The sequence below is a fragment of the Streptomyces sp. NPDC002181 genome (assembly GCF_042890485.1).
Classification (GTDB): Bacteria; Actinomycetota; Actinomycetes; order Streptomycetales; family Streptomycetaceae; genus Streptomyces.
In genome coordinates this window covers 106,649-130,987 of sequence record NZ_JBIASC010000003.1, presented here as the reverse complement: position 1 = coordinate 130,987, position 24,339 = coordinate 106,649, and the positions used below count along the sequence as shown (strand labels likewise).

At 73.8% G+C, this 24,339-nt stretch carries 22 protein-coding genes; 13 read left to right on the top strand and 9 right to left on the bottom strand.

The features are described from left to right. Positions 1 to 179 precede the first annotated feature (179 nt). Both ACFYXV_RS09990 and ACFYXV_RS09985 read right to left on the bottom strand, forming a co-directional pair. The gene (locus tag ACFYXV_RS09990; protein ID WP_389382547.1) at positions 180 to 692 is read right to left on the bottom strand and encodes a hypothetical protein; all 513 of its coding nucleotides are present in this window, start codon (positions 690 to 692) and stop codon (positions 180 to 182) included. A gap of 139 nt (positions 693 to 831) precedes the next feature. Then, entirely contained in the window at positions 832 to 1,164 is a 333-nt protein-coding gene (locus ACFYXV_RS09985; RefSeq protein ID WP_389382546.1) for a hypothetical protein, read from the bottom strand. Positions 1,165 to 1,931: 767 nt separating this feature from the next. Between ACFYXV_RS09985 and ACFYXV_RS09980 the strand changes: the two genes are divergently transcribed. The 5 genes from ACFYXV_RS09980 (at position 1,932) to ACFYXV_RS09960 (ending at position 8,308) form a co-directional block, all read left to right on the top strand. Next, complete coding sequence (locus tag ACFYXV_RS09980) at positions 1,932 to 3,101, top strand: glycosyltransferase (protein WP_385473139.1); 1,170 nt, start codon at positions 1,932 to 1,934, stop codon at positions 3,099 to 3,101. Positions 3,102 to 3,359: 258 nt separating this feature from the next. Beyond that, positions 3,360 to 3,875 carry a DUF6643 family protein gene (locus ACFYXV_RS09975; protein WP_385473142.1) on the top strand — a complete coding sequence of 172 codons (516 nt, stop codon included), beginning with the start codon at positions 3,360 to 3,362 and terminating at the stop codon, positions 3,873 to 3,875. A gap of 55 nt (positions 3,876 to 3,930) precedes the next feature. Further along, positions 3,931 to 4,755 carry an MOSC domain-containing protein gene (locus tag ACFYXV_RS09970; protein WP_385473145.1) on the top strand — a complete coding sequence of 275 codons (825 nt, stop codon included), beginning with the start codon at positions 3,931 to 3,933 and terminating at the stop codon, positions 4,753 to 4,755. 328 nt (positions 4,756 to 5,083) lie between these two features. Continuing rightward, entirely contained in the window at positions 5,084 to 5,695 is a 612-nt protein-coding gene (locus tag ACFYXV_RS09965) for a hypothetical protein (RefSeq protein WP_389382545.1), read from the top strand. Positions 5,696 to 5,827: 132 nt separating this feature from the next. Continuing rightward, on the top strand, positions 5,828 to 8,308 hold the full coding sequence (locus tag ACFYXV_RS09960; protein ID WP_389382544.1) for a right-handed parallel beta-helix repeat-containing protein: 2,481 nt from the start codon (positions 5,828 to 5,830) through the stop codon (positions 8,306 to 8,308). On the opposite strand, the gene ACFYXV_RS09955 is transcribed toward ACFYXV_RS09960, so the two are convergent. After that, positions 8,241 to 10,856, bottom strand: a complete 2,616-nt coding sequence (locus ACFYXV_RS09955) for a hypothetical protein (RefSeq protein ID WP_389382543.1) — start codon at positions 10,854 to 10,856, stop codon at positions 8,241 to 8,243. The two genes, ACFYXV_RS09960 and ACFYXV_RS09955, sit on opposite strands and share 68 nt — an antisense overlap. Before the next feature lie 235 nt (positions 10,857 to 11,091). Here ACFYXV_RS09955 and ACFYXV_RS09950 point away from each other — a divergent pair, with 235 nt between their 5' ends. Together ACFYXV_RS09950 and ACFYXV_RS09945 are read left to right on the top strand one after the other, a co-directional pair. After that, entirely contained in the window at positions 11,092 to 11,586 is a 495-nt protein-coding gene (locus ACFYXV_RS09950; RefSeq protein WP_389382542.1) for an SRPBCC family protein, read from the top strand. Between the two features lie 108 nt (positions 11,587 to 11,694). Next, the gene (locus ACFYXV_RS09945) at positions 11,695 to 11,991 is read left to right on the top strand and encodes a barstar family protein (protein WP_389382541.1); all 297 of its coding nucleotides are present in this window, start codon (positions 11,695 to 11,697) and stop codon (positions 11,989 to 11,991) included. 168 nt (positions 11,992 to 12,159) lie between these two features. Here the strand turns inward: ACFYXV_RS09945 and ACFYXV_RS09940 are convergent, their stop codons facing one another. Continuing rightward, positions 12,160 to 13,296, bottom strand: a complete 1,137-nt coding sequence (locus ACFYXV_RS09940; protein ID WP_389382540.1) for a PLP-dependent cysteine synthase family protein — start codon at positions 13,294 to 13,296, stop codon at positions 12,160 to 12,162. Between the two features lie 198 nt (positions 13,297 to 13,494). Between ACFYXV_RS09940 and ACFYXV_RS09935 the strand changes: the two genes are divergently transcribed. Further along, entirely contained in the window at positions 13,495 to 14,019 is a 525-nt protein-coding gene (locus ACFYXV_RS09935; protein ID WP_383339084.1) for an ATP-binding protein, read from the top strand. A 120-nt stretch (positions 14,020 to 14,139) separates the two neighbouring features. Here ACFYXV_RS09935 and ACFYXV_RS09930 read toward each other — a convergent pair whose 3' ends face one another. Both ACFYXV_RS09930 and ACFYXV_RS09925 read right to left on the bottom strand, forming a co-directional pair. After that, on the bottom strand, positions 14,140 to 15,441 hold the full coding sequence (locus ACFYXV_RS09930) for an ROK family protein (protein WP_389382538.1): 1,302 nt from the start codon (positions 15,439 to 15,441) through the stop codon (positions 14,140 to 14,142). Between the two features lie 44 nt (positions 15,442 to 15,485). Further along, positions 15,486 to 16,238, bottom strand: coding sequence for an alpha-ketoglutarate-dependent dioxygenase AlkB family protein (locus ACFYXV_RS09925; RefSeq protein WP_389382536.1), 753 nt, complete (start codon positions 16,236 to 16,238; stop codon positions 15,486 to 15,488). A 48-nt stretch (positions 16,239 to 16,286) separates the two neighbouring features. On the opposite strand from ACFYXV_RS09925, the gene ACFYXV_RS09920 reads away from it, so the two are divergent. Together ACFYXV_RS09920 and ACFYXV_RS09915 are read left to right on the top strand one after the other, a co-directional pair. Further along, positions 16,287 to 17,033: a maleylpyruvate isomerase family mycothiol-dependent enzyme gene (locus tag ACFYXV_RS09920; RefSeq protein WP_389382535.1), complete on the top strand. Its 747-nt coding sequence runs from the start codon at positions 16,287 to 16,289 to the stop codon at positions 17,031 to 17,033. Positions 17,034 to 17,185: 152 nt separating this feature from the next. After that, positions 17,186 to 17,437 carry a DUF6332 family protein gene (locus ACFYXV_RS09915; protein ID WP_385473172.1) on the top strand — a complete coding sequence of 84 codons (252 nt, stop codon included), beginning with the start codon at positions 17,186 to 17,188 and terminating at the stop codon, positions 17,435 to 17,437. A 102-nt stretch (positions 17,438 to 17,539) separates the two neighbouring features. Here the strand turns inward: ACFYXV_RS09915 and ACFYXV_RS09910 are convergent, their stop codons facing one another. Together ACFYXV_RS09910 and ACFYXV_RS09905 are read right to left on the bottom strand one after the other, a co-directional pair. Next, positions 17,540 to 18,490 carry a spherulation-specific family 4 protein gene (locus tag ACFYXV_RS09910; RefSeq protein WP_385473175.1) on the bottom strand — a complete coding sequence of 317 codons (951 nt, stop codon included), beginning with the start codon at positions 18,488 to 18,490 and terminating at the stop codon, positions 17,540 to 17,542. 284 nt (positions 18,491 to 18,774) lie between these two features. Continuing rightward, positions 18,775 to 19,473, bottom strand: coding sequence for a TetR/AcrR family transcriptional regulator (locus ACFYXV_RS09905; protein ID WP_383499382.1), 699 nt, complete (start codon positions 19,471 to 19,473; stop codon positions 18,775 to 18,777). A 144-nt stretch (positions 19,474 to 19,617) separates the two neighbouring features. Between ACFYXV_RS09905 and ACFYXV_RS09900 the strand changes: the two genes are divergently transcribed. Next, entirely contained in the window at positions 19,618 to 20,076 is a 459-nt protein-coding gene (locus tag ACFYXV_RS09900; protein WP_385473181.1) for a nitroreductase/quinone reductase family protein, read from the top strand. 463 nt (positions 20,077 to 20,539) lie between these two features. Here the strand turns inward: ACFYXV_RS09900 and ACFYXV_RS09895 are convergent, their stop codons facing one another. Continuing rightward, positions 20,540 to 21,829 (bottom strand): geranylgeranyl reductase family protein, encoded by a 1,290-nt coding sequence (locus tag ACFYXV_RS09895; protein WP_389382832.1) that lies wholly within the window; start codon positions 21,827 to 21,829, stop codon positions 20,540 to 20,542. 300 nt (positions 21,830 to 22,129) lie between these two features. Between ACFYXV_RS09895 and ACFYXV_RS09890 the strand changes: the two genes are divergently transcribed. Both ACFYXV_RS09890 and ACFYXV_RS09885 read left to right on the top strand, forming a co-directional pair. Continuing rightward, positions 22,130 to 23,494: a dipeptidase gene (locus ACFYXV_RS09890; RefSeq protein ID WP_389382534.1), complete on the top strand. Its 1,365-nt coding sequence runs from the start codon at positions 22,130 to 22,132 to the stop codon at positions 23,492 to 23,494. A 130-nt stretch (positions 23,495 to 23,624) separates the two neighbouring features. Then, positions 23,625 to 24,326 carry an MBL fold metallo-hydrolase gene (locus ACFYXV_RS09885; RefSeq protein WP_389382533.1) on the top strand — a complete coding sequence of 234 codons (702 nt, stop codon included), beginning with the start codon at positions 23,625 to 23,627 and terminating at the stop codon, positions 24,324 to 24,326. Positions 24,327 to 24,339: the final 13 nt, after the last annotated feature.

Here is a 24,339-nt window from a genome sequence, read left to right as displayed (position 1 = left end):
GCCCCGGAATGCCATAAGACTGCCGGGAAGCCCCCGAAGGAATGGCCGGGAGGTTCAGCAAGAGGGACGGGCCCTCAGTGATGCCGATCGGGGCTCTCGGCCGGCGGTGTTCCCGTCCCGGGACCACCATCCCCGGCCACGACCAGGGACGCGTCAGATCGCTACGCGCTCCTCACGTCTCAGCGTCCGACGACCGCCTGTGGCCGGACATAAGCCGCCCAGACGTCATCCACGGACGACCATTTCGGCGTCTGCGGCCTGTTCCGGGGCAATGTGTCGTACGCAGAGTTGTTGTCAGTAGGCAGTGACGACGCGGGGAGTCCCAGGAGGCTGAAGAGCACGTTGCCGTGGAAGCGGTCGATGATGCCGCCGGGTACGACCATCTCGGCGGCGGCGAGGTCCTCCGGTGCCTGGCGCTGCGCAGCGTCATGAGGGTCGATGCCTCCGTCGACCCTGACGCGCAGGAGGACCTCGGCCTCGGCGGGCTGGATCGGGCCGCGTACGGCCGCGTTGGGCTTCTTCCGCCTGGTGAGCACGGTGAGCGCGAGCGTCAGGTGACCGAGCGGCACCGAACCCGAGCAGCCAGCGCCGACTACCAGCCCCTGCGCAGGTGGCCGCGAAAAGGATGAGTACTCCTCGTCCTCGGCAGGCATCTCCTCGGCCCGCAGGCCCAAGGCCGAACCGTCGCGCACCCTGAAGTGGGTCTCCGTCGGCCAGGATGTCCGCGAATCCGCGTTGTTCGAAGAGCCACAGTCCAACTGCCGGTCCCGGCGGCGGACGTCTGATCACGGCGACGGCTCAAGTGCGTTGCTGTGGTGACCCGACCCGTGGTCAGCCGACTTCAGGTACCGCGCCAGGCAGAGCAGGCTCCTGCGTGGTGACAGGCCGGATGTGGCCTACCCACGAACCCGGCGTCAGGGAGGACCACTCAACGTCGATCTCAACGCCGTGGAGCATGCGGGTGAGGTCCGCAAGCTGCGTGAAGATCGCCGTCTGTACGTCCTCAAGGGACGCGTCGGCGGGCATCGGGGCCTTGCCGCATCCGCCACCCGAGTCGTCGGCGATGAACCTGTAGGGCCACTCGTCTTGATCAGTCAGCAGGATGATCTCCTTTGGTATGCCAAAGGGGGCCCGCTTCTTCTTCGTCTTGGTTCGTCTCGTCACGGTGCCATCCAACCTGACGGACCGCAGGGTCAGGCACCCGGCACACACACCGCAGCCCCTTCCACGGGCTGAGAACCATCCCACTGACATCTACTCTGCGCACGACACGATGGACGGGTGGTGGAGACGAAAGACGGGCGTGGGGGAGCCTGATGCCGGACTTTTCAACCTCTCGGTCAGGCAGGGGCTCTTGCGGGTCCCGATCGGCCCCCAAATAGGGACAAACGGGCCGCAGGCGCCCTGTCGGAGGGGTATGGGGCTGGTCGTGGGCGGCTTATGTCCAGCCACAGGCGGTCGTTGGACGCCATGCCGTGAGGAGCGCGTAGCGATCTGGGGCGCCCCCGTCCTGGCCGGGCTTGGTGGTGCTGGTGGGGCGGGGTGTGGCTGAACCGGGTGGTGAGGTCGGCATCCCTGACGCACCCGTGGGCCTGGCTGTCCCCCTGACCGTTCCTTCGGGGGCTTCCCGGCAGTCTTGTGGCATTCCGGGGCGGGCCGGGCGGTCAAGGGTGGCCGAAGGCCATCGCGCAGCGACGCGACCGCAGGGAGCGCCCTTGACGGCCCGGACCGACACGGAAGGACAGTGGACTGCCGGGAAACCCCCGAACCCCCTCCGGTCCCGCCCGGCCGCAGCTCAGGCCCCGGCACCCCGACCAACCATCCCGACCCCGGCCAACCGCGCCCCCACCCCCACCCCCGCTCCCACCCCCGCCGCCCCCACCCTCTCCCAAATCCCCCACACCCCCCGCCGTCTTCGGCACACTGCCCGCATGGGCCTTCTCTGCACCGCCTGCGCTTCCCTCCTCGCCTGGATCTGGCTCACGTTCGCCCAGGGCATGTTCTGGCGGACCGACGTGCGGCTCCCTCCGCGCAGCGCCCCCCGGCGGTGGCCGTCCGTCGCCATCGTGGTTCCGGCCAGGGACGAGGCCGGGGTACTGCCGCGCAGCCTGCCCTCGCTCATCGCCCAGGACTATCCCGGCGAAGCCGAGGTCATCCTGGTCGACGACGGCAGTACCGACGGCACCGGCGAGCTCGCCCTGCGGCTGGCCCGGGAGAATCCCGGGCTGCCCCTCACCCTCACCTCCCCCGGCGAGCCGGGCCCCGGCTGGACCGGGAAGCTGTGGGCCCTGCGCCACGGCATCGCGCTCGCCCGGACCGCCCACGCCACCGAGCCCGAGTACCTGCTCCTCACCGACGCCGACATCGCGCACGAGCCCGACAGCCTGCGCGAGCTGGTCGCGGCCGCGACCGGCTCCGGACTCGACCTCGTCTCGCAGATGGCCCGCCTGCGCGCCGTCAGCGTCTGGGAGCGGCTCGTCGTACCGGCCTTCGTGTACTTCTTCGCGCAGCTCTACCCCTTCCGCCGCATCAACCGCCCGACCGGCCGGACCGCGGCCGCGGCCGGCGGCTGCGTCCTGCTGCGCACCGAGGTCGCCGTCCGCGCCGGCATCCCCGACTCCATCCGGCAGGCCGTCATCGACGACGTATCCCTCGCCCGCGCCGTCCGCCGCTCGGGCGGCCGGATCTGGCTCGGGCTGGCGGAGCGGGTGGACAGCGTGCGCCCGTACCCCGCGCTCGGGGACCTGTGGCGGATGGTCTCGCGCAGTGCGTACGCACAACTGCGCCACCAGCCGCTGCTGCTGGCCGGGACGGTGGCCGGACTCGTGCTCGTCTACCTCGTCCCCCCGGCCGCGCTGCTCGCGGGGCTCGCGACCGGGCACGCCGCGACCGCGTGGGCGGGTGGGCTGGCGTGGCTGCTGATGGCGGGCACTTATCTGCCGATGCTGCGCTACTACCGCCAGCCCGCGGTACTCGCGCCACTCCTTCCGCTCACGGCCCTCCTGTACCTCCTGATGACCGTCGACTCCGCCGTTCAGCATTACCGCGGCCGCGGCGCGGCATGGAAGGGCCGTACCTATGCCCGCCCGAGTGACGCCTGAAACGAATAACCACCCCCAGACCGCCCCCCTCATCGATGTCATCCCAGGTCACCGCCTTGTGACGCTGCGTCAGCGCCAAGTCGGTGCAACAGCCAACCGGTGAGTACGAGTAGGAACAACACGGTGCGGAAGGGACAAAAACGTGCACGTGAACGGGAAGTGAAGGGTGTGGCTCTGACCTGCGAATATGCAGGTCAGCGCGGTGTTCGTCACACCTCGCTATGGACCCGGTGAAGTCGTGGGCTTAACTTAGGTCCCATGACCTCCCCCCGCTCCACTTATGGCGGCGGTTACTACTCCGCGCCCTCTTTCCCGGACACCCCCATCTACGACTCGCTCGTCGCCGAACGGGGTACCCCGCAGATCGCTCCGATCCGCGTTCCGGCCGCCTACGACTCCCCCAGCTCGGGCTATTCGAGCGGTGGATACCTCCCGGCCCTGGCCTCCTCGCTGCCCGCACTGCCGGCCGCGCTGCCCCCGGCCATGCCGCAGCAGCAGCAAGCCCCGGCGTACGGGTACCCGTACCAGCAGCAGGCGGCGCCCGCACCGATGCCGCTGCAGCAGGCGCCCGCTCCGTACATCCCGCAGCAGCAGCCGGCCGTGGCCCGCGCGGGATACATGCAGCAGGCCCAGCCGCAGCAGCCCCGGCCCATGGCCACCGGGTACGAGGCGATGCGTCCGGCCGCCCCGCGCCCGATGCAGGTTCCGGCTCCGGTTCCGGCCGCCTCGTACGAGGACCCGTACGGCCGCCCGTACCAGGGGCGCGGGTACTGACGGATCCGGGAACGCCCACTAGGGCGGGCGCGGGAGGTCCTGGCAGGATGCTCCCATGTCGAACTTGCATGTCCAGGCGCTCCACGTCCATCCCGTCAAGTCGGTAGCGGGGACAGCTCCCGACGAGATGGCCGTGGAGCCCTGGGGTCTGTCCGGGGACCGTCGGTGGGCGGTGGTGGACACCGAGGGCACGGTCATCACCCAACGCCAGCAGCCCCGGCTGGCGTTGGCCGCGGCGCGTCCGCTGGGGGGCGGCGCGGTCGCCCTGTCGGCGCCGGGCATGGCCGAGCTGGCCGTGGAGGTGCCGGAGCCGGGTCCGCTGGAGCCGGTCACCCTGTTCGGGAAGAAGGTCGAGACCGTCGTCGCGGCGAGCGCCGCGGCGGACTGGTTCAGCACGTACCTGGGCGTGCCGGCGCGGCTCGTGCACATGGACGACCCTTCCGTACGGCGGCCCGTCGACCCGGCGTACGCGCTGCCGGGCGAGACGGTGAGCCTCGCCGACGCCTATCCGGTGCTGCTCGTGACCCTCGCGTCACTGGACGCGCTGAACTCTCTGATCGCGCAGGGGGACCATCCCGAGGAGGGTCCGCTGCCGATGAACCGTTTCCGCCCGAATATCGTGGTCTCCGGCGCCGAGGCGTGGGCGGAGGACGGCTGGCGGCGCATCGCGATCGGCGACGCCGTCTTCCGCGGGGTCCGCGAGTGCGGGCGGTGCATCGTGACGACCACCGACCAGGCCACGGCGGAGCGCGGCAAGGAGCCCCTCAAGACCCTGGCCCGGCACCGGCGGATCGGCAAGTCGCTGGCCTTCGGGCGGCAGCTGGTGCCGGTGCGGACGGGCACGGTACGGGTGGGCGACGAGGTCCGCGTCCTGGAGTAGCGGGCGGGACCGACCCCTCGGAATGACACCTTCGAGGGGCTGTGGGGGAAGGTTGGAACCAAGCGCCGTGATCGGGCCGTTGGAGCATTCGACGGCTGTGACGGGAAGGTGCGGGAGCGAGCTCGGCTTCGGCCGGGGCCAGGACCGGGGCCACGACCAAGGCCAAAACCGGGCCACGACCGGGGCCGGGACCAAGGCGGCGGTCTCGCTTCCAGGACTTCACGCACCGGATCGGGTGACACGGCTGCCGCACGTCCCGGAATGCGCGTTGCCGGGGGGTGCGGGAGGCTTGGACCGCAGGCAGACGGAGGCAAGGGGGTGCCGGACCGTGTGGACAGCAACGGGTGTGTGGCGTTGGCGGCGCAATCCACTGCGCCGGCCGACTGATCTCTTCGAGGCGTGGGTGGCGTTCGCCGCGCTGATCTGCGTCCTGCTGGTGGCTCCGGCCATCGGAACGGTCGCGGGCCTGGAGGTGGACGGCACGCTGCAGCGGGCCGCGCGTGAACAGCGGCAGGAGCGGTATCTCGTACCGGCGGTGGTGGTGCGGCCGGCCGCGCCCCCTCCCGCGGGGACGGAGGCCGATCCGTCGGCGCAGCGGCAGTCCCCGCAGCGCACGCAGATCGTCGCTTCCTGGACGGCGCCCGACGGCAGCAGCCACCAGGGCACGGTGCCGGCCGCGGAGGAACCGCCGCAGACGGGCGACCGGTTCCGGATATGGACCGATACGCAGGGCCGGCTCGTGGGGCGGCCTCTCGACGCCTCGTCCGCGAGCGCCCACGCGGCGGTGGTGGGCCTGGCCGCCGCCCTCGCCGCGGCCGCGCTGGTGGAGACGGTCCGGCGCCTGGTCGTACGTAGGCTCATGCATCGTCGGTACATACGGCTGGACCGCGCGTGGGCGGCTGCCGGGCCCGATTGGGGCCGGGCGGGCGCGGGCAGCTGACCTGGCATCTCACCGGCCCCGCGCGCGCTACGGTGGAGCGGCCGGAGTCGGTCGCCGCCAGGGCGGTGGGCGGCCGCGGTGGTTTCGGCCGCTTCGGCGGCACGAGTACGAGGGCGGGGGCACGACAGCACCATGGCACAGGGCACGGTCCAGGTGACGCACGGCGGGTCTTCGCGGTGGCGGCGCCGCTCCGGTGAGTATCCGACGCTGGCGGCCGCGCTCGCCGTCGCGGGCGACGGGGATGTTCTGTCCATCGCTCCCGGCACCTACCGGGAGAACCTGGTGCTGAACCACGCCGTGACCCTGCGCGGGCCGGAGGGCTCGGTGGGTTCGGTGCGGATCGCCCCGCTCGACGGCGTCGCGCTCACGGTGCGCGCCTCTGCCGTGGTCCAGGACCTGCACCTGGAGGGCCAGGACCGGGCGGCGCCCGCACTGCTGGTCGAGGAGGGCTCGCCGGAGCTCACCGATCTGCGGGTCAGCACCCGGTCGGCGGCCGGCATCGAGGTGCGCGGCGGGTCCGCCCGGCCCCTGGTGCGGCGGTGCACGGTGGAGAACCCGGCGGGGGTCGGGATCGCCGTGCTGGACGGCGGCGGCGGGGTGTTCGAGGAGTGCGAGGTGGTGGCCGCCGGCCAGACCGGGGTCTCCGTGCGCGGCGGCGGGCGGCCGCGGCTGGAGCGCTGCCGGATCCACCATGCGTCCGGGGCCGGCATCGCGGTCACCGGCGAGGGTTCGGGCCTGGAGGCGCTGGGCTGCGAGGTGTACGAGATCAAGGGCACGGGCGTGCAGATCGCCGCGCGGGCCGCTGCCCGCCTCACGGACTGCGCCGTGCACCGCACGTCCACGGACGGGGTCACCCTCGACACCGACGCGGTGCTCACGCTCGCCGGCTGCGACATCCACGACATCCCGGAGAACGCGGTCGACCTGCGTTCCCGTTCGGTGCTCACGCTCAGCCGGACCACCGTCCGCCGCTTCGGCCGCAACGGCCTGTCGGTGTGGGATCCGGGGACCCGGGTGGACGCCGAGTCCTGCGAGATCCACGACAGCACGGGCGACTATCCGGCGGTGTGGATCAGCGACGGGGCCACCGCCTCCCTGAGCTCCTGCCGCGTGCACGACGTACCGGACGCGGTGTTCGTCCTGGACCGGGGCTCGCGCGCCGACGTCGTCGACAGCGATCTGTCCCAGGTGCGCAACACGGCCGTCTCGGTGAGCGACGGGGCCACCGCGCAGGTCGACGACTGCCGGATCCGGGAGGCGGCGACCGGAGCCTGGTTCCGCGACCACGGCAGCGGCGGCACCCTCGCCAACTGCACGATCGACGCGGTCCAGACGGGGGTGATCGTCACCAAGGGCGCCGATCCCGCGCTGGAGCGGTGCACGGTCAGTTCCCCGTCCGAGGCCGGGTTCTACGTGTCGGCGGGCGGCCGCGGCAGCTTCCAGTCCTGCCGGGTGACGGGCAGTTCGGGCTTCGGCTTCCACGTGATCGACGGCTGCCGCACCACCCTGACCCGCTGCCACACCGAGCGCTGTGCGCGCGGGGGGTACGAGTTCGCGGAGGACGGCCCGATCGCCGAGGACTGCACCAGCGACGAGTCGGGCTCGCGGCTGGCCGCCCAGTCGGCCGGGGCCGGAACCGGGGCCCCTGCATCCGCTTCCGCCGAGCGCACGGGGATCCGTACGGTCGGCGCGGTCCGGGGTCCGGCGGCCGGGGCGGCCCCGGTGCCGGCCCCGCGGGGTGCGGAGCAGCCGGAGCCGGAGGCGGCGGGCGCGGCACGCGGCTCCGGCGAGGTGCTGGGGCAGCTCGACGCGCTGGTGGGCCTGGACAGCGTCAAGCGCGAGGTGCGGGCGCTCACCGACATGATCGAGGTGGGCCGGCGTCGGCAGCAGGCGGGCCTCAAGGCCGCCTCGGTCCGACGCCATCTGGTGTTCACGGGCAGCCCCGGTACGGGCAAGACGACGGTGGCCCGGCTCTACGGGGAGATCCTGGCCTCCCTCGGGGTCCTGGAGCGCGGCCACCTGGTGGAGGTCTCGCGGGTGGACCTGGTCGGCGAGCACATCGGGTCCACGGCGATCCGGACCCAGGAGGCGTTCGACCGGGCACGCGGCGGGGTGCTGTTCATCGACGAGGCGTACGCGCTGGCCCCGGAGGACTCGGGGCGGGACTTCGGGCGCGAGGCGATCGACACGCTGGTGAAGCTGATGGAGGACCACCGGGACGCGGTGGTGGTGATCGTCGCCGGGTACACGGCGGAGATGGACCGCTTCCTGACCGTGAACCCGGGCGTGGCCTCGCGGTTCTCCCGGACGATCACGTTCGGGGACTACGGGCCGCAGGATTTGCTGCGCATCGTGGAACAGCAGGCGGAGGAGCACGAGTACCGGCTCGGGGAGGGCACGGCGAAGGCGCTGCTGACGTACTTCACCGAACTCCCGAAGGGCCCGGCGTTCGGCAACGGCCGCACGGCGCGGCAGACCTTCGAGTCGATGGTCGAGCGTCACGCGGGCCGGGTGGCCCAGCTTTCGGACCCGGGCACGGATGAACTCACTCTCCTGTTCCCGGAGGATCTCCCGGCCCTGCCGGCCCTGCCGGCCCTGCCGGCTCCTTGCTGACCCTGGGGGCGGGCAGGGCGGGCTCGGCCGGGACGGCCGGGGTCGGCGTGGCGGTTGCGGCGGTTGTGACCGGTGACGCCGGGGGCGGGACGGCGGGTGCGGGAGGTACGGATGCGGCGGACCGGGTGCGGCGGCCGGACCGGGCGCGGCGTGCGGGACCGGCCAGCCGGGCCAGGAGGGCGTCTCGTTCGGCGGTGAAGGCCGGGTCGGCCTGGTAGTCGAAGTGGCCGAGGATCGGCGCGGGCAGGGGGTGGCGGGCGCTGCGCCCGTAGGCCAGCGGATCGGCGAGCGGTCCCCGGTCGACGCGGTCGGCTGCGGGGCCGGGTGCGGGTGGGGGGCCGGCTGAGGGGGCGGCCGGAGCCGCTTCAGCGGGCGGGGCCGGTCGGAGCCCCGGGAGGACCGGGCCCCCGATGGGGTCCGTGGCGCGCCAGAGGTTGCGCCAGCAGTCGACGTCGGCGTGCAGGGCCGCGAGGGGACCCGGGCCGAAGTACGCCGGGAACCAGCGCCCGTACAGCCGCCGGAGCGGTGAGCCGTACGTGAGCAGGGCGATCCGTCGGCGGACCTGCGGTGGCAGCTGCCAGACGGCGGCGGCCGCGAGGACGCTGCCCTGGGAGTGGCCGGAGATGACCAGGCGGCCGCCGGTGCGGCCGGTCCAGCCGGTCATCCGCCAGGTCAGGTCGGGGACGGCGCGCTCGGCGTAGCAGGGCGGCGCGAACGGATGGGCGGCCCGCGGCCAGAAGGTGCCGACGTCCCAGAGCACGCCGATGGTGCGGCGGGCGGCGGGGTCCCGGTAGGCGCGGCGGCCCCAGGCGATGAACGCGGCGATGGCGAGTCCTATCAGCCAGGACCCGGCGTCCTGCGCCGCCCGGGCCGCGGTCTCCAGCAGCGGGTGGGCCCCGCGGGCCGCCCGGCCCGGGACCTGCCCGCTGAGCCAGGCTCCGGCGAGGGCTCCCGCGCCCAGCAGCAGGGTGATCCCGGAGACGGCGGCCACGAACCAGGGCGCGGAGTCGGTGAGCGCGGCGGCCGCCCGGGCCCCGGCGATCCGGCGGCTGCGGTTCACGTCGGGCGGCTCCCCCGGGTACTCGGCGGCCACCCCCGCGGCGAGCCGGCGCCGCGCGAGGACCCCGCGTACGGCGAAGCAGACGGCGAGCAGGGCCAGTACGAGGAGCAGCGGCGGCAGTACGGCGGCCTGCCAGGACAGCAGTACGGGCGGCGCGGGCACCGGGGACGCCGCGGGCACCGGGGACCCCGGAGCCGCCGCCCCGCCCGCCCCATCGGCTCCGCCCAGCCAGTCCGCGATCCGCTGGGCGACCCCGCCGGACATCACCCCGCCGAGGGCGCAGCCGAGCATGGCGATGGCGGGACCGCCGAGCCCGTACAGCGCGGTCGCCGGGTCGGGGGCGAGCCGGTACAGCCGGACGGCGACGGCTGCGAGCAGCAGCACGCAGCAGCCCTGGCCGAGCATGAGGGCCCCGAACGCGAAGTCGCCGGGCAGCCGCCCGGCGGAGGTCCAGCCGGGGCGGGACCAGCCCGCGTAGAGCAGGACGGCGGCGAGCAGCGCGAGTGCGCAGCCGGGCAGCAGGGTGACGGCGGCCCGGTCGAGGCGGTGGTCGGCGCGCTCCTCGGTACGGCCGCGCCGGCAGACGACCCAGGCGACAGCCACGGCCCCGGCGGCCAGCAGTACCTCCACCGCCCCGCCGAGGGCTTCGAGTACGGGGCCGCCGGCGCGGCGGTCGTGGCGGGCGGTGGGCGCGGCGACGGCGGCCGCGACGATCAGCAGCCCGGCGGCGGTGTGCGCGGCGCGCAGCCGGGCCACGATGCGGCGCCCGTACCAGAATCCGGGCCGGCCGAGGGCGGGCGCACCGTCCGGGCGGGCCGCGGGCACGGCCGCGCCCGCCGGCGGGGGCTGCGACTCGTACGCGCTCCACGTGCGGTTCGACAGGTACCACAGCAGCCCCGTCAGGGCGGCCGGGACCAGCGCGCCGAGCGCCAGCCGGCGGCCGGGCTGTCCCCACCACCGGCCCGGCTCCATGAAGCCGAGCCAGGACCCGGGGCCTGAGCCGGAGCCGGAGCCGGTACAGGCGCCGGAGCCGGCGCACTGCCAGGCGAGGAGGTCGAGCGCCACCTCGCAGGCGGCCGCGACCAGCAGCAGGGTCAAGCTGAGCGCGAGGACCCGTACGAGCACCCCGTACGTGCGCACCGCGCGCCGCGCCGGACCGGTGGCGGGCGCGGCGGGCCGGGCCCAGTGGGCGAGGTTGACCACCATGAAGGGCAGGAGCAGCAGCCACAGGGCGCGGGCACCGTTGCCCGAGGTCAGCCTGGACCAGCAGTAGGCCTCGACGACGGGCCGGCCGGTGTACCGCTCGGGGTGGGCCTCGGCGTCGACGTCCGCGGCGCGACGGAAGACGGCGGCGGTGGAGTCCCCGGTGATCCGGACGGTGCGCGGGTCACCGAGCAGCTCGTCGGGGGGTGCGCCGTGGACCCCGTGCACGCGGAGTTCGAGGGCCAGGGGGTGGAGGGGCTGCGGGGGCTGGGAGGGGTCCGGCACATCGGCCTCCGCTCGCGGGGGCAGGATCGGCGCACTCCAGCATCCCGCGCCCCGAACCCCGTGCCTAGGCCTGTCCGGGGGACGTTCTGGCGGCGTTTTGGCGGCGTTCGGGGCCGGGTGCACGGGCTTCGTGCGCGGGTCCGACGTGAAGGCGGCCGGGCGGCGGACATCTGACGGGGCGGCAGTTAAGGTACGCGGACGCACGTTCCATCGCACACCCCCAGGAGGGACCGCCATGGCTCGCCGACTCCGCCCGGTGGGGCTGGACTTCATCGAGAACGCCCCGATCCGCCTGATCTACACCGCCCGGACGACGGCCGGTCCCGAGGCCGTGTACCGGGCCCTGGCCGAGGACGTCGAGGGGTGGCCGCGGTGGTTCGGGGCGGTGACCCTGGCCCGGCCGACGCACGGGGGTGCGGGCCGGGAGGTCCGGCTGGTCGGCGGGACCCGCTTCGCGGAGACCGTCATGGCGGCGGACCCGGAACGGCGCTACGCGTACCGGGTCGACGAGACCAACGCCCCGGGGATCCGCGCGCTGTTGGAGGAGTGGCTGCTCACCCCCGCCGATCCCTGCTCCGGCACGCTCGTGCGCTGGACCTTCGCGGTGGACGCCCCGGCGCCGCTCCGGCTCGCCCTCACCGCGGCCCGTCCGCTCCTTGGACGGTCGTTCCGCTCGGCGGTCCGGGCGCTGGACGCCCGCCTGACGGCACACCGCCCGACGGGTCACTGACGCGGGTCGCCCCTGCCGCCCCTTCGGCTGCTCGACCGTCGAGCCGCTCAGGGACGACGCCTGCGCCGACGGGCCGTGGCGTGCGGCCGGGTTGGTTACCCTGCTGCGATGAGCGCCGGCGAGTTGACCGTCGACCTACGCGGTCGGCCGATGGAGACACTCAGCGATTTCTGGGACGCGGTGAGGGAGCCGTGCGGGCTGCCGGAACGGCATGGCCGGAACCTGGACGCATGGTCGGACACCATCAACACCCGTGGCATCTCGGAAGTGATCGACAGCCATGACTCCCTCGTCGTGCACGTGGACGAGCGGGGGCTCTTCGACGGGAGTCGGCGGGAAGGACGGCTGCTGGCCGACACCTTCGACGCACCGCAGAACCGGCTGGTCGTCCACACCACAGCCTGACGACCGCGCCCCCTCCGGTCCGCCTCGCGCCCGGACGAGGCCGGCCGCGAGGTGGGACCGGCCGAATTCTCGGCATCCCGAGCCTCATCCCGAGCCCGAGCCTGATCCCGAGCCGAGCCCGAGCCGAGCCCGAGCCCGAGCCCGAGCCGAGCCCGAGCCCATGGCCGGTCAGGCCGCCGGTTCGCGCCAGACGCCGGTCGCCAGCAGGGTTTCGAGGGTCCGCGCGTACGGGGCGATGTCCAGGCCCTGTGCGGCCAGCCACTCGTCCGAGTAGTACTTGTCCAGGTAGCGGTCGCCCGGGTCGCACAGCAGCGTGACCACGCTGCCCTTGCGGCCCTCGGCCACCATTTCCGAGATGATCTTCAGCGCGCTCCACACGCCCGTCCCCGTGGAGCCGCCCGCCTTGCGGCCTATCGCCTGCTCCAGCGCCCGGCACGCGGCGACGCTCGCCGCGTCCGGCACCTTCATCATCCGGTCGATGGCCCCCGGCACGAAGCTGGGCTCCATCCGCGGCCGCCCGATGCCCTCGATGCGCGAGCCGCAATCGCTGCTCGCGTGCGGGTCGTTGTTGGTCCAGCCGTCGAAGAAGCAGGAGTTCTCCGGGTCCGGGACGCACACCCGGGTGTCGTGCTGCATGTAGTGCACGTAGCGCGCGATCGTCGCGGACGTACCGCCCGTGCCGGCCGTCGCCACGATCCACGCGGGCTCGGGATAGCGCTCCAACCGCAGCTGCTGGTACATCGATTCGGCGATGTTGTTGTTGCCGCGCCAGTCGGTCGCCCGCTCCGCGTACGTGAACTGGTCCATGTAGTGCCCGCCCGTGCGGGCGGCGAGGTCCGCGGACTCCTCGTACATCTTCATCGAGTCGTCCACGAAGTGGCATTCGCCGCCGTGGAATTCGATGAGCCGGCACTTCTCCGGGCTGGTCGTGCGCGGCATGACGGCGATGAACGGAACGCCGATCAGCTTCGCGAAGTACGCCTCCGACACGGCCGTGGAGCCGGACGAGGCCTCGATGACCGGGCGCCCGGGGCGGATCCAGCCGTTGCACAGCGCGTAGAGGAAGAGCGAGCGCGCGAGGCGGTGCTTGAGGGAGCCGGTCGGGTGCGTGGACTCGTCCTTGAGGTAGAGGTCGATGCCCCATTCCTCGGGGAGCGGGAAGCGCAGCAGGTGGGTGTCGGCGGATCGGTTGGCATCGGCCTGGACCTTGCGGACGGCCTCCTTCAGCCAGGCGCGGTAGTCCGCGTCGCTACGGTCGACGTCGATTGTCGTAGCCGTCGTACCGGAGGTACGGGTGGTGCTCATGCGACTGGCTCCTTCGTGCGTTTCTTCGCCCCCTGCTTTCGCAATGTACCTCCCCCACCTGCACAAACAGTCACTTTGGGTATCCATGCGGATCGCTTTCGATCGCGTTCGGTTGCATACACGGGCACCGTGGGTGACCCTGGTGGAGCATTACCGAGGGTGCAGCACCCGTAACACTCATGTCGGGGAGTCGCAGCCGTGATCAGTCATTCCCGCAGGCACTGCGTCGTCGAACTGCAGGCCTTGCCGTCCCGGATCGGACAGATCCGGAGGATCGTTTCAGCGCAATTGCGCCATTGGCAGCTCGATCCGCTCATAGACCGGGCTGCGCTCGGCGTGACGGAGCTGCTCAGCAACGTCCACCGCCACGCGCAGCCGGACAAGACGTGCACGGTCGAGATCGAGCTGCGGCTGGGTCGGCTCACGGTCTCGGTCTACGACAGCGATCCGCGTCTTCCCGTCCTGCGGGAGCCGGCCGTGGACGCGCTGGAGACGTGCGGGCGCGGTCTCGCTCTGGTCGCGGCGGTCAGCGAGTCCTGGGGCGCGCGCAGCCAGGCCGACGGCCCCGGGAAGGTGGTGTGGTTCTCGCTCCGCGCCGCCCCGGTGGGCAGCGGGTCCAAGCCCGTACGAGAGCCCGCGCCGGCGGTGGTGGTCGCCGTCGACCCGACGGCGGTCCCGACAGCGATGCCGGTGGCGGCCTCGGTCGGCGCCAGGCCCGGGTAGGCTCCGGCCGCCGCGCTTCCGGCCCGGCGTCCGGCCCGCGCCCGACTCCCGGCCGGCCCCGCCGCCCGACCGGCCCCGCCCCGCCCTGCGCCCGACGCGGGGCGCGCGGGGCGCTCGGGGTTACGCCGCCGTCCCCAGGGCGCCCAGGGGGTCGTCCAGGACCGGTTGCCAGGCCAGTTCCGCGGCGCCCACCAGACTGTTGTGGTCCAGGGTGCACGGCAGGATCGGGACTCCCCCGCTGCGGCCCCACAGGCTGCGGTCCGCGACCACCGCGCGCAGTCGCTCCGGGTCCGCGGAGAGCAGCTCGCGGTGGAGTCCGCCGAGGATGATCCGGTCCGGGTTGAGGATGTTGACCAGACCCGCGAGGCCCAGCCCCAGCCGGTCGATGAGCTCCTCGGCGGCCGCCCGCACCGCCGGCTCCGCGTACTCCTCGCGCAGCAGGTCGCGCGCCTGCTGGAGCAGCGACACCTCGGGGCCGGGGGTGCGGCCCGCCGCGGTCAGGAAGGCCAGCGGGTCGGCTTCCACGTCCAGGCAGCCGCGGCTGCCGCAGTGGCAGGGCCGGCCCTCCGGATTCACCGTGAGGTGGCCGACCTCCAGGGCCAGCCCCGAACTCCCGCTGTGCAGGCGGCCGTCCAGTACGAGCGCGCCGCCCACCCCGCGGTGGCCGGTGGCCACGCACAGCAGGTGCTGGGCGCTGCGCCCCGCGCCGTGCCGGTGCTCGGCGAGCGCGGCCAGGTTGACGTCGTTCCCGGTCAGGGCCGGGCCGTCGATCCCGGCCGCCTTCACGCACTCCGTGAAGATGTCCCGTACGGGAGCCCCGGCCGGCCAGGCCAGGTGCAGCGGGTTCAGCGCCGTACCGTCCGGCTCCGCGACCGCCGAGGGCACCGCGAGCCCCGCGCCGACGCAGCGGCGGCCGGTCTCGGCGAGGAGCTCCGCGCCCGCCTCCACGACGGCTCCGAGCACCTGCGCCGGGTCCGCGGAGACGGTGACCTTGCCGGGGGCGGTGGCCACGATCCGGCCGCCGAGGCCGACCAGCGCCGCCCGGAACCCGTCCGAGTGCACCTGTGCGGCCAGCGCCACGGGGCCGTTCTCGTCGATGGAGAGCCGGTGCGAGGGGCGGCCCTGGGTGCCGCCCGCGCCGCCCGGGCGGGAGTCGACGCGGATCAGGCCGAGCGCCTCCAGCTCGGCGGCGACCGCCCCGGCGGTGGCACGGGTGACGCCGAGCTCGGCGGTCAGCACGGCGCGGGTCGGGGCCCGGCCGGTGTGGACGAGCTCCAGCGCCGGGCCGAGGGCGCCGCGGCCCCGTTCCAGCCTGGCCCGCGCCGAGGACGCGGCCGAGCCGGAAGACGCGGCCGAATCCGTAGACGCCGCGGACACCGTGGTCGCGTCCCCCACCCGCGGCGGGGCCCCGTTGCCGTTCATGACAGCGATCCTCGCATGATCGGCGGGGTGCGCGGCGCCGCCGGTCAGTCGGGGCCGGTGCCGAGGCCGCCGACCCGCAGGGTGATGTTCAGCCGCCCGGTCAGCCCGAGCCAGGGCGGGGCGGTGCCGGGCAGGACCTTCGGCACCCCGTGATACGCCAGCCGTGCCGGGCCGCCGAAGACGAACAGATCCCCGCTGCGCAGCCGGACGTCCTGGTACGGGCGGCCGCGCGAGGCGGTGTTGCCGAAGCGGAAGACGCACGTATCGCCGAGGCTGAGGGAGACCACCGGAGCCGCGGACTTCTCCTCGGCGTCCCGGTGCATGCCCATGCGGGAGTCGCCGTCGTAGAAGTTGATCAGCGCGATGTCGTACGCGTACGGGTCGGCGCACCAGTCGGTGTCCGCCTCCGGGGGCGCGTCCGGGGGCGCGTACCGGTACGGGTCCGCGTCCGGGGGCTCGCAGGCGCCGGGCGGGGGCGGGTGCCCGTACGCCGCCGCAACCGCCTCCCGGCCCAGCTCCGCGAGCCGGCCGGGCATGGGCTTGACCGGTGCCCCGTCGCCGTCCACGGCGGTGCGGGCGTACCCGTACGGGTACCAGTGCAGCCCGAGGCACACCTGGCGGGCGGTCATCGTCCCGCCGCCCGGTGTCCGTACGGTGCGCAGGCCCGCGGGAGGGCGCGCCCAGTCACGGCAGGCGGCGAGCAGCTCCCGCTGGCGCCCGGGCCCGAGCCAGTCGGGCACGTGCACGGCGCCGGGGGCGATCTCGGTCCGCTCGCGCGGGAAGAGTTCCCCGTCCATGGCTCCATTCTCACCGGCATTGCCGGCGGCCGGTGCGACACTGCCCGCATGAAGATCTCGGAGTATGTGGAGACCCTTGCGCGGGAGGGCGAGTTGCTCGCCGAGACGGCCGAGCGGGCGGGTACGGATACCCCCGTGCCCACCTGTCCCGGGTGGCGTGTCGCCGACCTGTTGCGGCACACGGGTGCGGTGCACCGCTGGGCCGCCGGGTACGTCGGGGACGCCGTCCTGGAGCCGGGCCCGTTCCCGGACGCCCCGGAGCTGGCCGGCGCCGAGCTGCTGGCCTGGTACCGGGAGGGTCACGAGGCGCTGGTCCGGGTGCTGACCGAGGCTCCGGCCGACGTGCAGTGCTGGACCTTCCTGCCGACGGCCGCGCCGTCGCCGCTGGCGTTCTGGGCGCGTCGGCAGGCGCACGAGACGGCCGTGCACCGGATGGACGCGGAGGCGGCGCTCGGCGCGGTCTACTCCCCGGTGGCACCGGAGTTCGCGGAGGACGGTGTGGACGAGCTGCTGACCGGCTTCCACGCGCGGCCGCGCAGCCGGATGCGGACCGAGGAGCCGCAGGTGATGCGGGTCCGCGCGGCCGACACGGGCGCGGTGTGGACCGTACACCTGTCGGCGGAGCCGCCCCGCACGGTGTCGGGCGACACGGGCGACCCGGCGCACTGCGAGGTGACCGGGACGGCTTCGTGGCTGTACGAGGCGCTGTGGAACCGGCTTCCGCTGATGGGCCCGGGGGTGAGCGGCGACGAGTCGCTGGCGCGCCGGTGGGTGGAGACGGCCGGGATCGGCTGACGGGCGGGGCCGGCTTACGGCGGGATCGGCTGACGGGCGGGACCGGCCGGCGGGCGGGGTGCGCACCCCGCCTGCGGAAGGCGTCGTGCGGCGGTCGATGCGGGCTCCGGGCGTCCTTGTGACAGGGCGGTACGGGCTGTGACAATGCGTACATGGGGAGACGGACTCAGGCGGACCGGGACGCGGTCACCACGGAGATCGGCTACGCGTTCATCAGCGGATGCTTCGCCGCCGCGCTCGTCTTCGGGGCGGTCTACGGCCCCGCCCTGGTCTTCGACGCCTCCCCCACCGCCGATGCCGCGCTGAGGCTGGCGGCCGGGGTCCTGGCGGGGGTCGTGTTCCTGCTCCGGATCACGCACGTCCTGTGGCGCTTCGCCCGCCGCCCGGAGAACGACGGCGCCTGACGGCCGAGCCCCCGGCCGAACCCCCGGCCGCGCTCCGGCCTCACCGACTGCCTCCGGCCGGTACCCGGCCGCCGTCGCCGGCCCCTCCGGCCGCCCCGTTCGTCAGCCCAGGGTGGCGGCGTACAGGGTCTGACTGCGGTATTTCCAACTCGGCGATTCGTCCCACGGGTTGGGCATCCGCGTGCCGGTCGCGTAGGCGTAGCCCGCGCCGCGGTCGAAGGCCGTACGCAGCGTGGTGCGCATGGCGGCCGCGTCCGGGACGGCGTGGACGAGGTGCCAGAACGCGGTGCCGGTCGGGTCGAGTTCGGTACCGGCGCGGTAGCCGCCCGAGTCTGCGAAAACGTTCCCTCCGAGCCAGCCGCTCCCCGTGTACGCGGCGTAGGTGTCCTCGAAGGTGACGAAGACGTCCGCGGTGCGGTGGCCGGGCTCCAGGTAGCAGTCGGCGATGGCGGTACCGGGATTGTCGACCACGAGGTCGGCCGCGGTGGGGTCCACGGCGTTCATGGTGTCCTGCACGTACTCGCGCAGTCGGGCGTAGTGGTCGCGGGTTGCGTTCCCGGGGCCGCAGTCGCGGCTGACGACGTCGAAGAAGATGCCGTCCACGTGCAGGCGGCCGTCGCGGGTCTTCAGGTAGTTGTCGACGGAGGCCTTGACGGCGGCGATGCCGCGGTTGCCGTGGTCGGTGTGAACGTAGCCCAGGACCTTGGTCTTCTCCCCGGTGGCGGTGGTTCCGGCCCTCAGCGCGTCGGCGCGGGCCTGCCAGCGGCCGTCGAAGGGGGCGTCACCGTTCCCCGGGTTGAGGACGACGACGGAGGCTGCGGGCGTGGTGGCGACGAGGTCGCCCAGCATGCCGTCGCCGGCCCAGGCGTAGGCGGGGACGCCGATCTCCAGGCCCCGTACGCCGGCCGCCCGGGGTCTCGGGGCCGGGGTCGCCTCCTCGGCGGCGGCACCGGCCGGGGAGGCGGTGCCGGCCGAGGCGGTCACGGCGGGCGCCGGGGCGGCCAGCAAGGAGGTGACCAGGACGGCGTACAGGGCCTTCACGGCGCGGGCCACGGCTGTTCCTCCGGCGAGGGGCGGGGGCGGGAGCACGACCCGACGAACACTAGACGGGCGCCCGTTCGGTGAAAGCCGAACCACTCGGATTGATGTGAGGAACAGACAAGCGATCCGTCACCTCATCATGTGAATCACGCGCACCGTGCGGCCCCCGCGGGCCGTCGCGCGGGCCGTCGCGGGAGCCGTCGCGGGAGCCGTCGCGAGAGCCGTCGCGCGGGCCGTCGCGGGAGCCGTCGCGGGAGCCGCCAAGCGGGCCGTCGTACGCACGGCGGCGCGAGCCGTCATACGGCGGGCAGCCCGACCCCGTGGGCCAGTTGGCCCGCGGCGTGCGCGAAGAAGGCGGCCCGGTCCTCGACGACCCGGTTGAACTGGCCGAACAGCTCGAAGGAGATGAGGCCGACCAGCTGCGCCCAGGCGGCGACCAGGGCGGCGGTGACCTCGGGCGGCAGCCCCTCGGCGAAGTCCTCCGTCATCCGGACGGCTTCGGGGCGCAGATCGGCGGGCAGCGGCGGCAGCGCGAGGCCCCGACCGGCATGGGCGGCGCGCACGATGCCGATGAACGTGTTGCCGACGCGGGAGGCGGGCCCGACGGTGTCCATGGGGGCGCTGTAGCCGGGGACCGGGGAGCCGTAGATGAGGGCGTACTCGTGCGGATGGTCCAGGGACCAGGTGCGGACAGCCTCGCAGACGGCCGTCCACCGCTCGCGGGGAGGGGCTCCGGCGGCGAGGGCGTGGGCGTCGGCCTGCTCCGCGGCGGCGCCGATGCTGTCGTAGGCGTCGATGATGAGGGCGGTCAGGAGCTCGTCGCGGCTCGGGAAGTAGCGGTAGAGGGCCGAGGAGACCATGCCCAGCTCGCGGGCCACGGCGCGGAGCGAGAGCTTGGCGGCGCCTTCGGCGGCGAGCATGCGGCGCGCCTCGTCCTTGATGGCGGCGGTGACCTCGATACGGGCCCGCTCCCGGGCCCCGCGCACGGTACTCATACGAGCAGTGTGCCAGAAACAGAGCACTGCCCAAAAATCAGAGCGGAGATCCACTTAGAGAGCACTGCTCTTGCTTTGGGGTGGCGATCCGTGCACACTGATCTCAAGCGAGAGCACCGCTCTCCTAATCACCCGGAGCAAGTCATGAACGCGCCCACCCCGTACTACGTACAGGCCAGCCCGCTCGCCACCCGCTTCAACTCGTTCTTCGGGAAGCTGGCACGTCTCGGCATAAGCCTGGCCGGCTCGGCCGAGCTGTCGGTGCGCGGCCGCAAGTCCGGCCAGATGCAGCGGATCCCGGTCAACCCGCACACGTACGAGGGCGAGCAGTACCTGGTGTCGGCGCGCGGCCACTCCCAGTGGGTCCGCAACATGCGGGTGGCGGGCGGCGGCGAGCTGCGCGTGGGCCGCAAGGTGCGCACCTTCACGGTCACCGAGATCACCGACCCCGTGCAGAAGGCCGCTCTCCTGCGCACGTACCTGGAGAAGTGGGGCTGGGAGGTCAACCGGTTCTTCCAGGGCGTGACCGCCCGGTCCTCCGACGCCGAGCTCCAGGCCGCCGCCGGCGACCACCCGGTCTTCCGCATCACGGTGTCGAACTGACACACCCGGCCGCACCCGGCGTACGCAGCACCCGCGGGCGGCTCGCGCCGCCCGGCGCACATAGCGGACCGCGGACCGCGGACCGCAGACCGCCCATCGCGCACCGCGGCGTGCCCCTGCCCGGCCCCGGCCCCGACCCCGACCCGCCAGGCCGACCGCCATCGCACCCCGGCCGTCACGCCCCCGCGTCGCGCCCCGGCCCCGGCCCGCCACGCCGACCCGCCCCACCCCGCGCAAAACCAGCGGCGGCCTTGCCCGCACGCCCGGCAAGACCGCCACCCTCATCCGTACACCGGCCGGGGAGAACCCCGCCGCCGTAGCCCGTTTCCCGGAACCCGGCTCACCGGCCGGCCCGCGCCCCTGCCGGTCCCCGGCCCGCGCCCGGGCCAGGAACCCGCAGAACTCCGGAATCCAGATCCCGGACCCAGGCCCCTGGGCCCCCCGGCCACGGCCCCGGAACCGGTTACGCCTTGTCCGTCTCCTGCTCCGGCCCCTGCTCCGGCCCGTGTTCCGGCCCCCGCCCGGGCTCCTGCCCCTCGGCCCGGTTCCGTGCCTGCCTCCCGTCCAGGATGTGCAGCGCCTTGCGGGCGAGCGGGTACGTCCGCACCAGGTCCGGCAGCGTCGTCGCACCCCGCGTGATGCGGGCGAAGGCCCGCCACGCCGGGCGGAAGCCCGTGATCGCGGCGTGCAGCAGGCCCGGCTTGGCCTCGAAGGCGGTCAGCATCCGCTTGCCGACACTCATCTCCACGCCCAGTCCGGCCTTGACCGCGAACGCGTAGTTCAGGGCCTGGCGGCGCGCGTCCACCGCGTCCTGCGCCTCGGAGATCTTCACCGCCCACTCCCCGGCCAGCCGGCCCGAGCGCAGCGCGAAGGAGATGCCCTCCCGGGTCCACGGCTCCAGCAGTCCGGCCGCGTCGCCCGCGACCAGGACCCGGCCCCGCGACAGCGGCGACTCGGGCTTGCGGCAGCGGGTCAGATGTCCGGACGAGATGGCGGGTTCGAAGCCGGCGAGGCCGAGCCGGGCGATGAAGTCCTCCAGGTACCGCTTGGTCGCGGCGCCGTCGCCCTTCGCCGAGATGACCCCGACGGTCAGGGTGTCGCCCTTGGGGAAGACCCAGCCGTAACTGCCGGGCAGCGGGCCCCAGTCGAGCAGTACCCGCCCCTTCCAGTCCTCGGCGACCGTCTGCGGAACCGGGATCTCCGCCTCCAGGCCGAGGTCCACCTGGTCCATCTCGACGCCGACGTGCGCCCCGATCCGGCTCGCGCTGCCGTCCGCGCCCACCACGGCGCGCGCCAGGACGGTCTCGCCGTCGGCGAGCACCACGGCGACCGTGCGCCGGTCGGGCACCGCCGCCCCGTGCTGCTCGACCCGCGAGACGGCCGTACCCGTACGGATGGTGGCTCCGGCCTTCTCGGCCTCGGCGACCAGCCCGGCGTCGAAATCGGGCCGGTTGACGAGCCCGAACAGCATCTGCCGCGAACGGCGGGTGCGGGTCAGCTTCCCGTTGAGCGAGAAGGTGACCGCGTGGATGCGGTCCTGGAGGGGCAGGACGAACCCGGGCGGGAGGGCGTCGCGCGAGGGACCGATGATCCCGCCGCCACACGTCTTGTACCGGGGCAGCTCGGCCTTCTCCAGCAGCAGTACGCGCCGCCCCGCCGTCGCCGCCGCGAACGCGGCCGAGGCTCCGGCCGGGCCGGCCCCGACCACCACCACGTCCCACACGTCACCGGTGCCCCCGGGCACCTCGGCCATCCCGTCCTCCGCCCCCTGAGCGGCCTGCCCTGCTGCTGAGTCGGGTCCCCCGACGGTGCTGTCGTCGCTGCTCACGATGTGCTGCTGCTCCTGATCATGCGGTTGCTCCGATGCAGGGAAATCCTACGGCGCGAGACCGGCCCGTCCTGCTGTGCGAGGATCGGGACTGCCTTTCGCCGTACCCGGCATACGCCCACCACGCGGATGCGGGCGGCGTGCACGTACTGCCGAGTACACATACACGGCGTACGCGTACACGGCGTACACCTACACAACGTCGCACCCAAGAGGAGCGTGCCCATGTCCCAGAATCCGATCGCCGAGACCATCGCCTCGCTGATGCCCCGCGCCAAGCAGGAGCTGACCGAGCTGGTGGCCTTCCAGTCGGTGGCGGACTGGGCGCAGTTCCCGCAGAGCGAGAGCCAGGGTGCGGCGAACTGGGTGGCCGACGCGCTGCGCGCCGAGGGCTTCCAGGACGTGGCGCTCCTCGACACCCCCGACGGCACGCAGTCGGTGTACGGCTTCCTGCCGGGGCCGGCGGGTGCGCCGACCGTGCTCCTGTACGCGCACTACGACGTGCAGCCGCCGCTGGACGACGCGGCCTGGATCTCCCCCGCCTTCGAGCTCACCGAGCGCGACGGGCGCTGGTACGGGCGCGGGGCCGCGGACTGCAAGGGCGGGTTCATCATGCACCTGCTGGCACTGCGCGCGCTGAAGGCCAACGGCGGTGTGCCGGTGAGCGTGAAGGTGATCGTCGAGGGCTCGGAGGAGCAGGGCACCGGCGGTCTCCAGCAGTACGCCGAGGCCCACCCGGAGCTGCTGACCGCCGATACGATCGTCATCGGCGACACGGGCAACTTCCGGCTCGGTCTGCCGACCGTGACGGCGACGCTGCGCGGCATGTGCCTGATCAAGGTGAAGATCGACACCCTGGGCGGCAACCTGCACTCCGGCATGTTCGGCGGCGCCGCCCCCGATGCGCTGGCCGCGCTGATCCGGCTGCTGGACTCGCTGCGCGCGGCGGACGGTTCGACGACCGTCGACGGCCTGGCCTCGGACGCCGTGTGGGAGGGCCTGCAGTACCCGGAGGCGGACTTCCGCGCCGACGCCCGCGTACTGGACGGGGTCGGGCTGATCGGCGAGGGTACGGTCGCGGACCGGCTGTGGGCCCGTCCTGCCGTCACCGTGCTCGGCATCGACTGCCCGCCGGTGGTCGGCGCCACCCCTTCGGTGCACGCGAGCGCCGGCGCGCTGGTCAGCCTGCGCGTGCCGCCGGGCGTGGACACGGCCGAGGCCGTCAAGCTGCTGGAGGCGCACCTGGTGGCGCACACTCCGTGGCAGGCACGCCTCGGCCTGGAGGTCGTGGGCCAGGGCCAGCCGTTCCGGGCGGACACGGACAGCCCGGCGTACGCGTCGATGGCGGCGGCCCTGCAGGCGGCGTACCCGGGCGAGGAGATGCAGATCAGTGGCATGGGCGGATCGATTCCGCTGTGCAACACGCTGAACTCGCTCTACCCGGAGGCGGAGATGCTGCTCATCGGGCTGAGCGAGCCCGAGGCGCAGATCCACGCGGTGAACGAGAGCGTCTCTCCGCAGGAGCTGGAGCGGCTGTCGGTCGCGGAGGCCCTGTTCCTGGTCAACTACGCGGAGTCCAAGCGCGGCTGACCCGCGGACCGGCCCCGAGCCGGGGCCGGGGCCGGGGCCGGGCCGGGGCCGGTCGGCCTGCGCCAAGGGCGAACTCCGCTCCCGGTGAAAGGCGTGCCGGGAGCGGAGCCGGCGGACGTACGTTCGGGGCATGGATCTCGTCGAAGTGCTTCCGCAGCGGCTCCACATGCTCCGCTTCCCGATCGGCCAGGCGTACCTCTGGCAGGACGGGGAAGCCCTGACCCTCGTCGACGCCGGACACGCCGGTTCCGCGCCGGTGATCGAGGAGGCCGTCCGCTCCCTCGGGCTGGACCCGCGACGGCTGGAGCGGATCGTCCTGACCCACTGCCACCGCGACCACGTCGGGGCCGCGGAGGAGCTCGCCGGCCGCTGGGGTGCGCGGGTGGTGGCGCACCGGCTGGATGCTCCGGTGGTCCGGGGTGAGCTCCCGGTACCGGATCCGGACCTGCTCGACTGGGAACGCCCGCTGTACGAGCACGGCTTGACGGTGCCACCCGCGCCGCCGACGCGGGTGGACCGGGAGGTCGAGGACGGCGACGTGATGGGGTTCGGTGGCGGGGCGGTGGTCGTCCACGCCCCGGGCCACACGCCGGGCAGCATCGGCATCCACCTGCCGCGCCACGGTGTGCTGTTCACGGGGGACTGCATCGCCGCGGTGGGGCAGGTGATGCTGGGTGTGTTCAACGTGGACCGCGCGCAGGCCCAGGCCTCGTTCAGGCGTCTGGCGGCGCTGTCCCCGTCCGTGGCCTGCTTCGGGCACGGCGACCCGCTGACCGAGGGCACGGCCGCCGCCCTCCGCACGGCCGCAGCCGCGGAACCGTCCCTTCCCTAGGGCATGTCGTGCC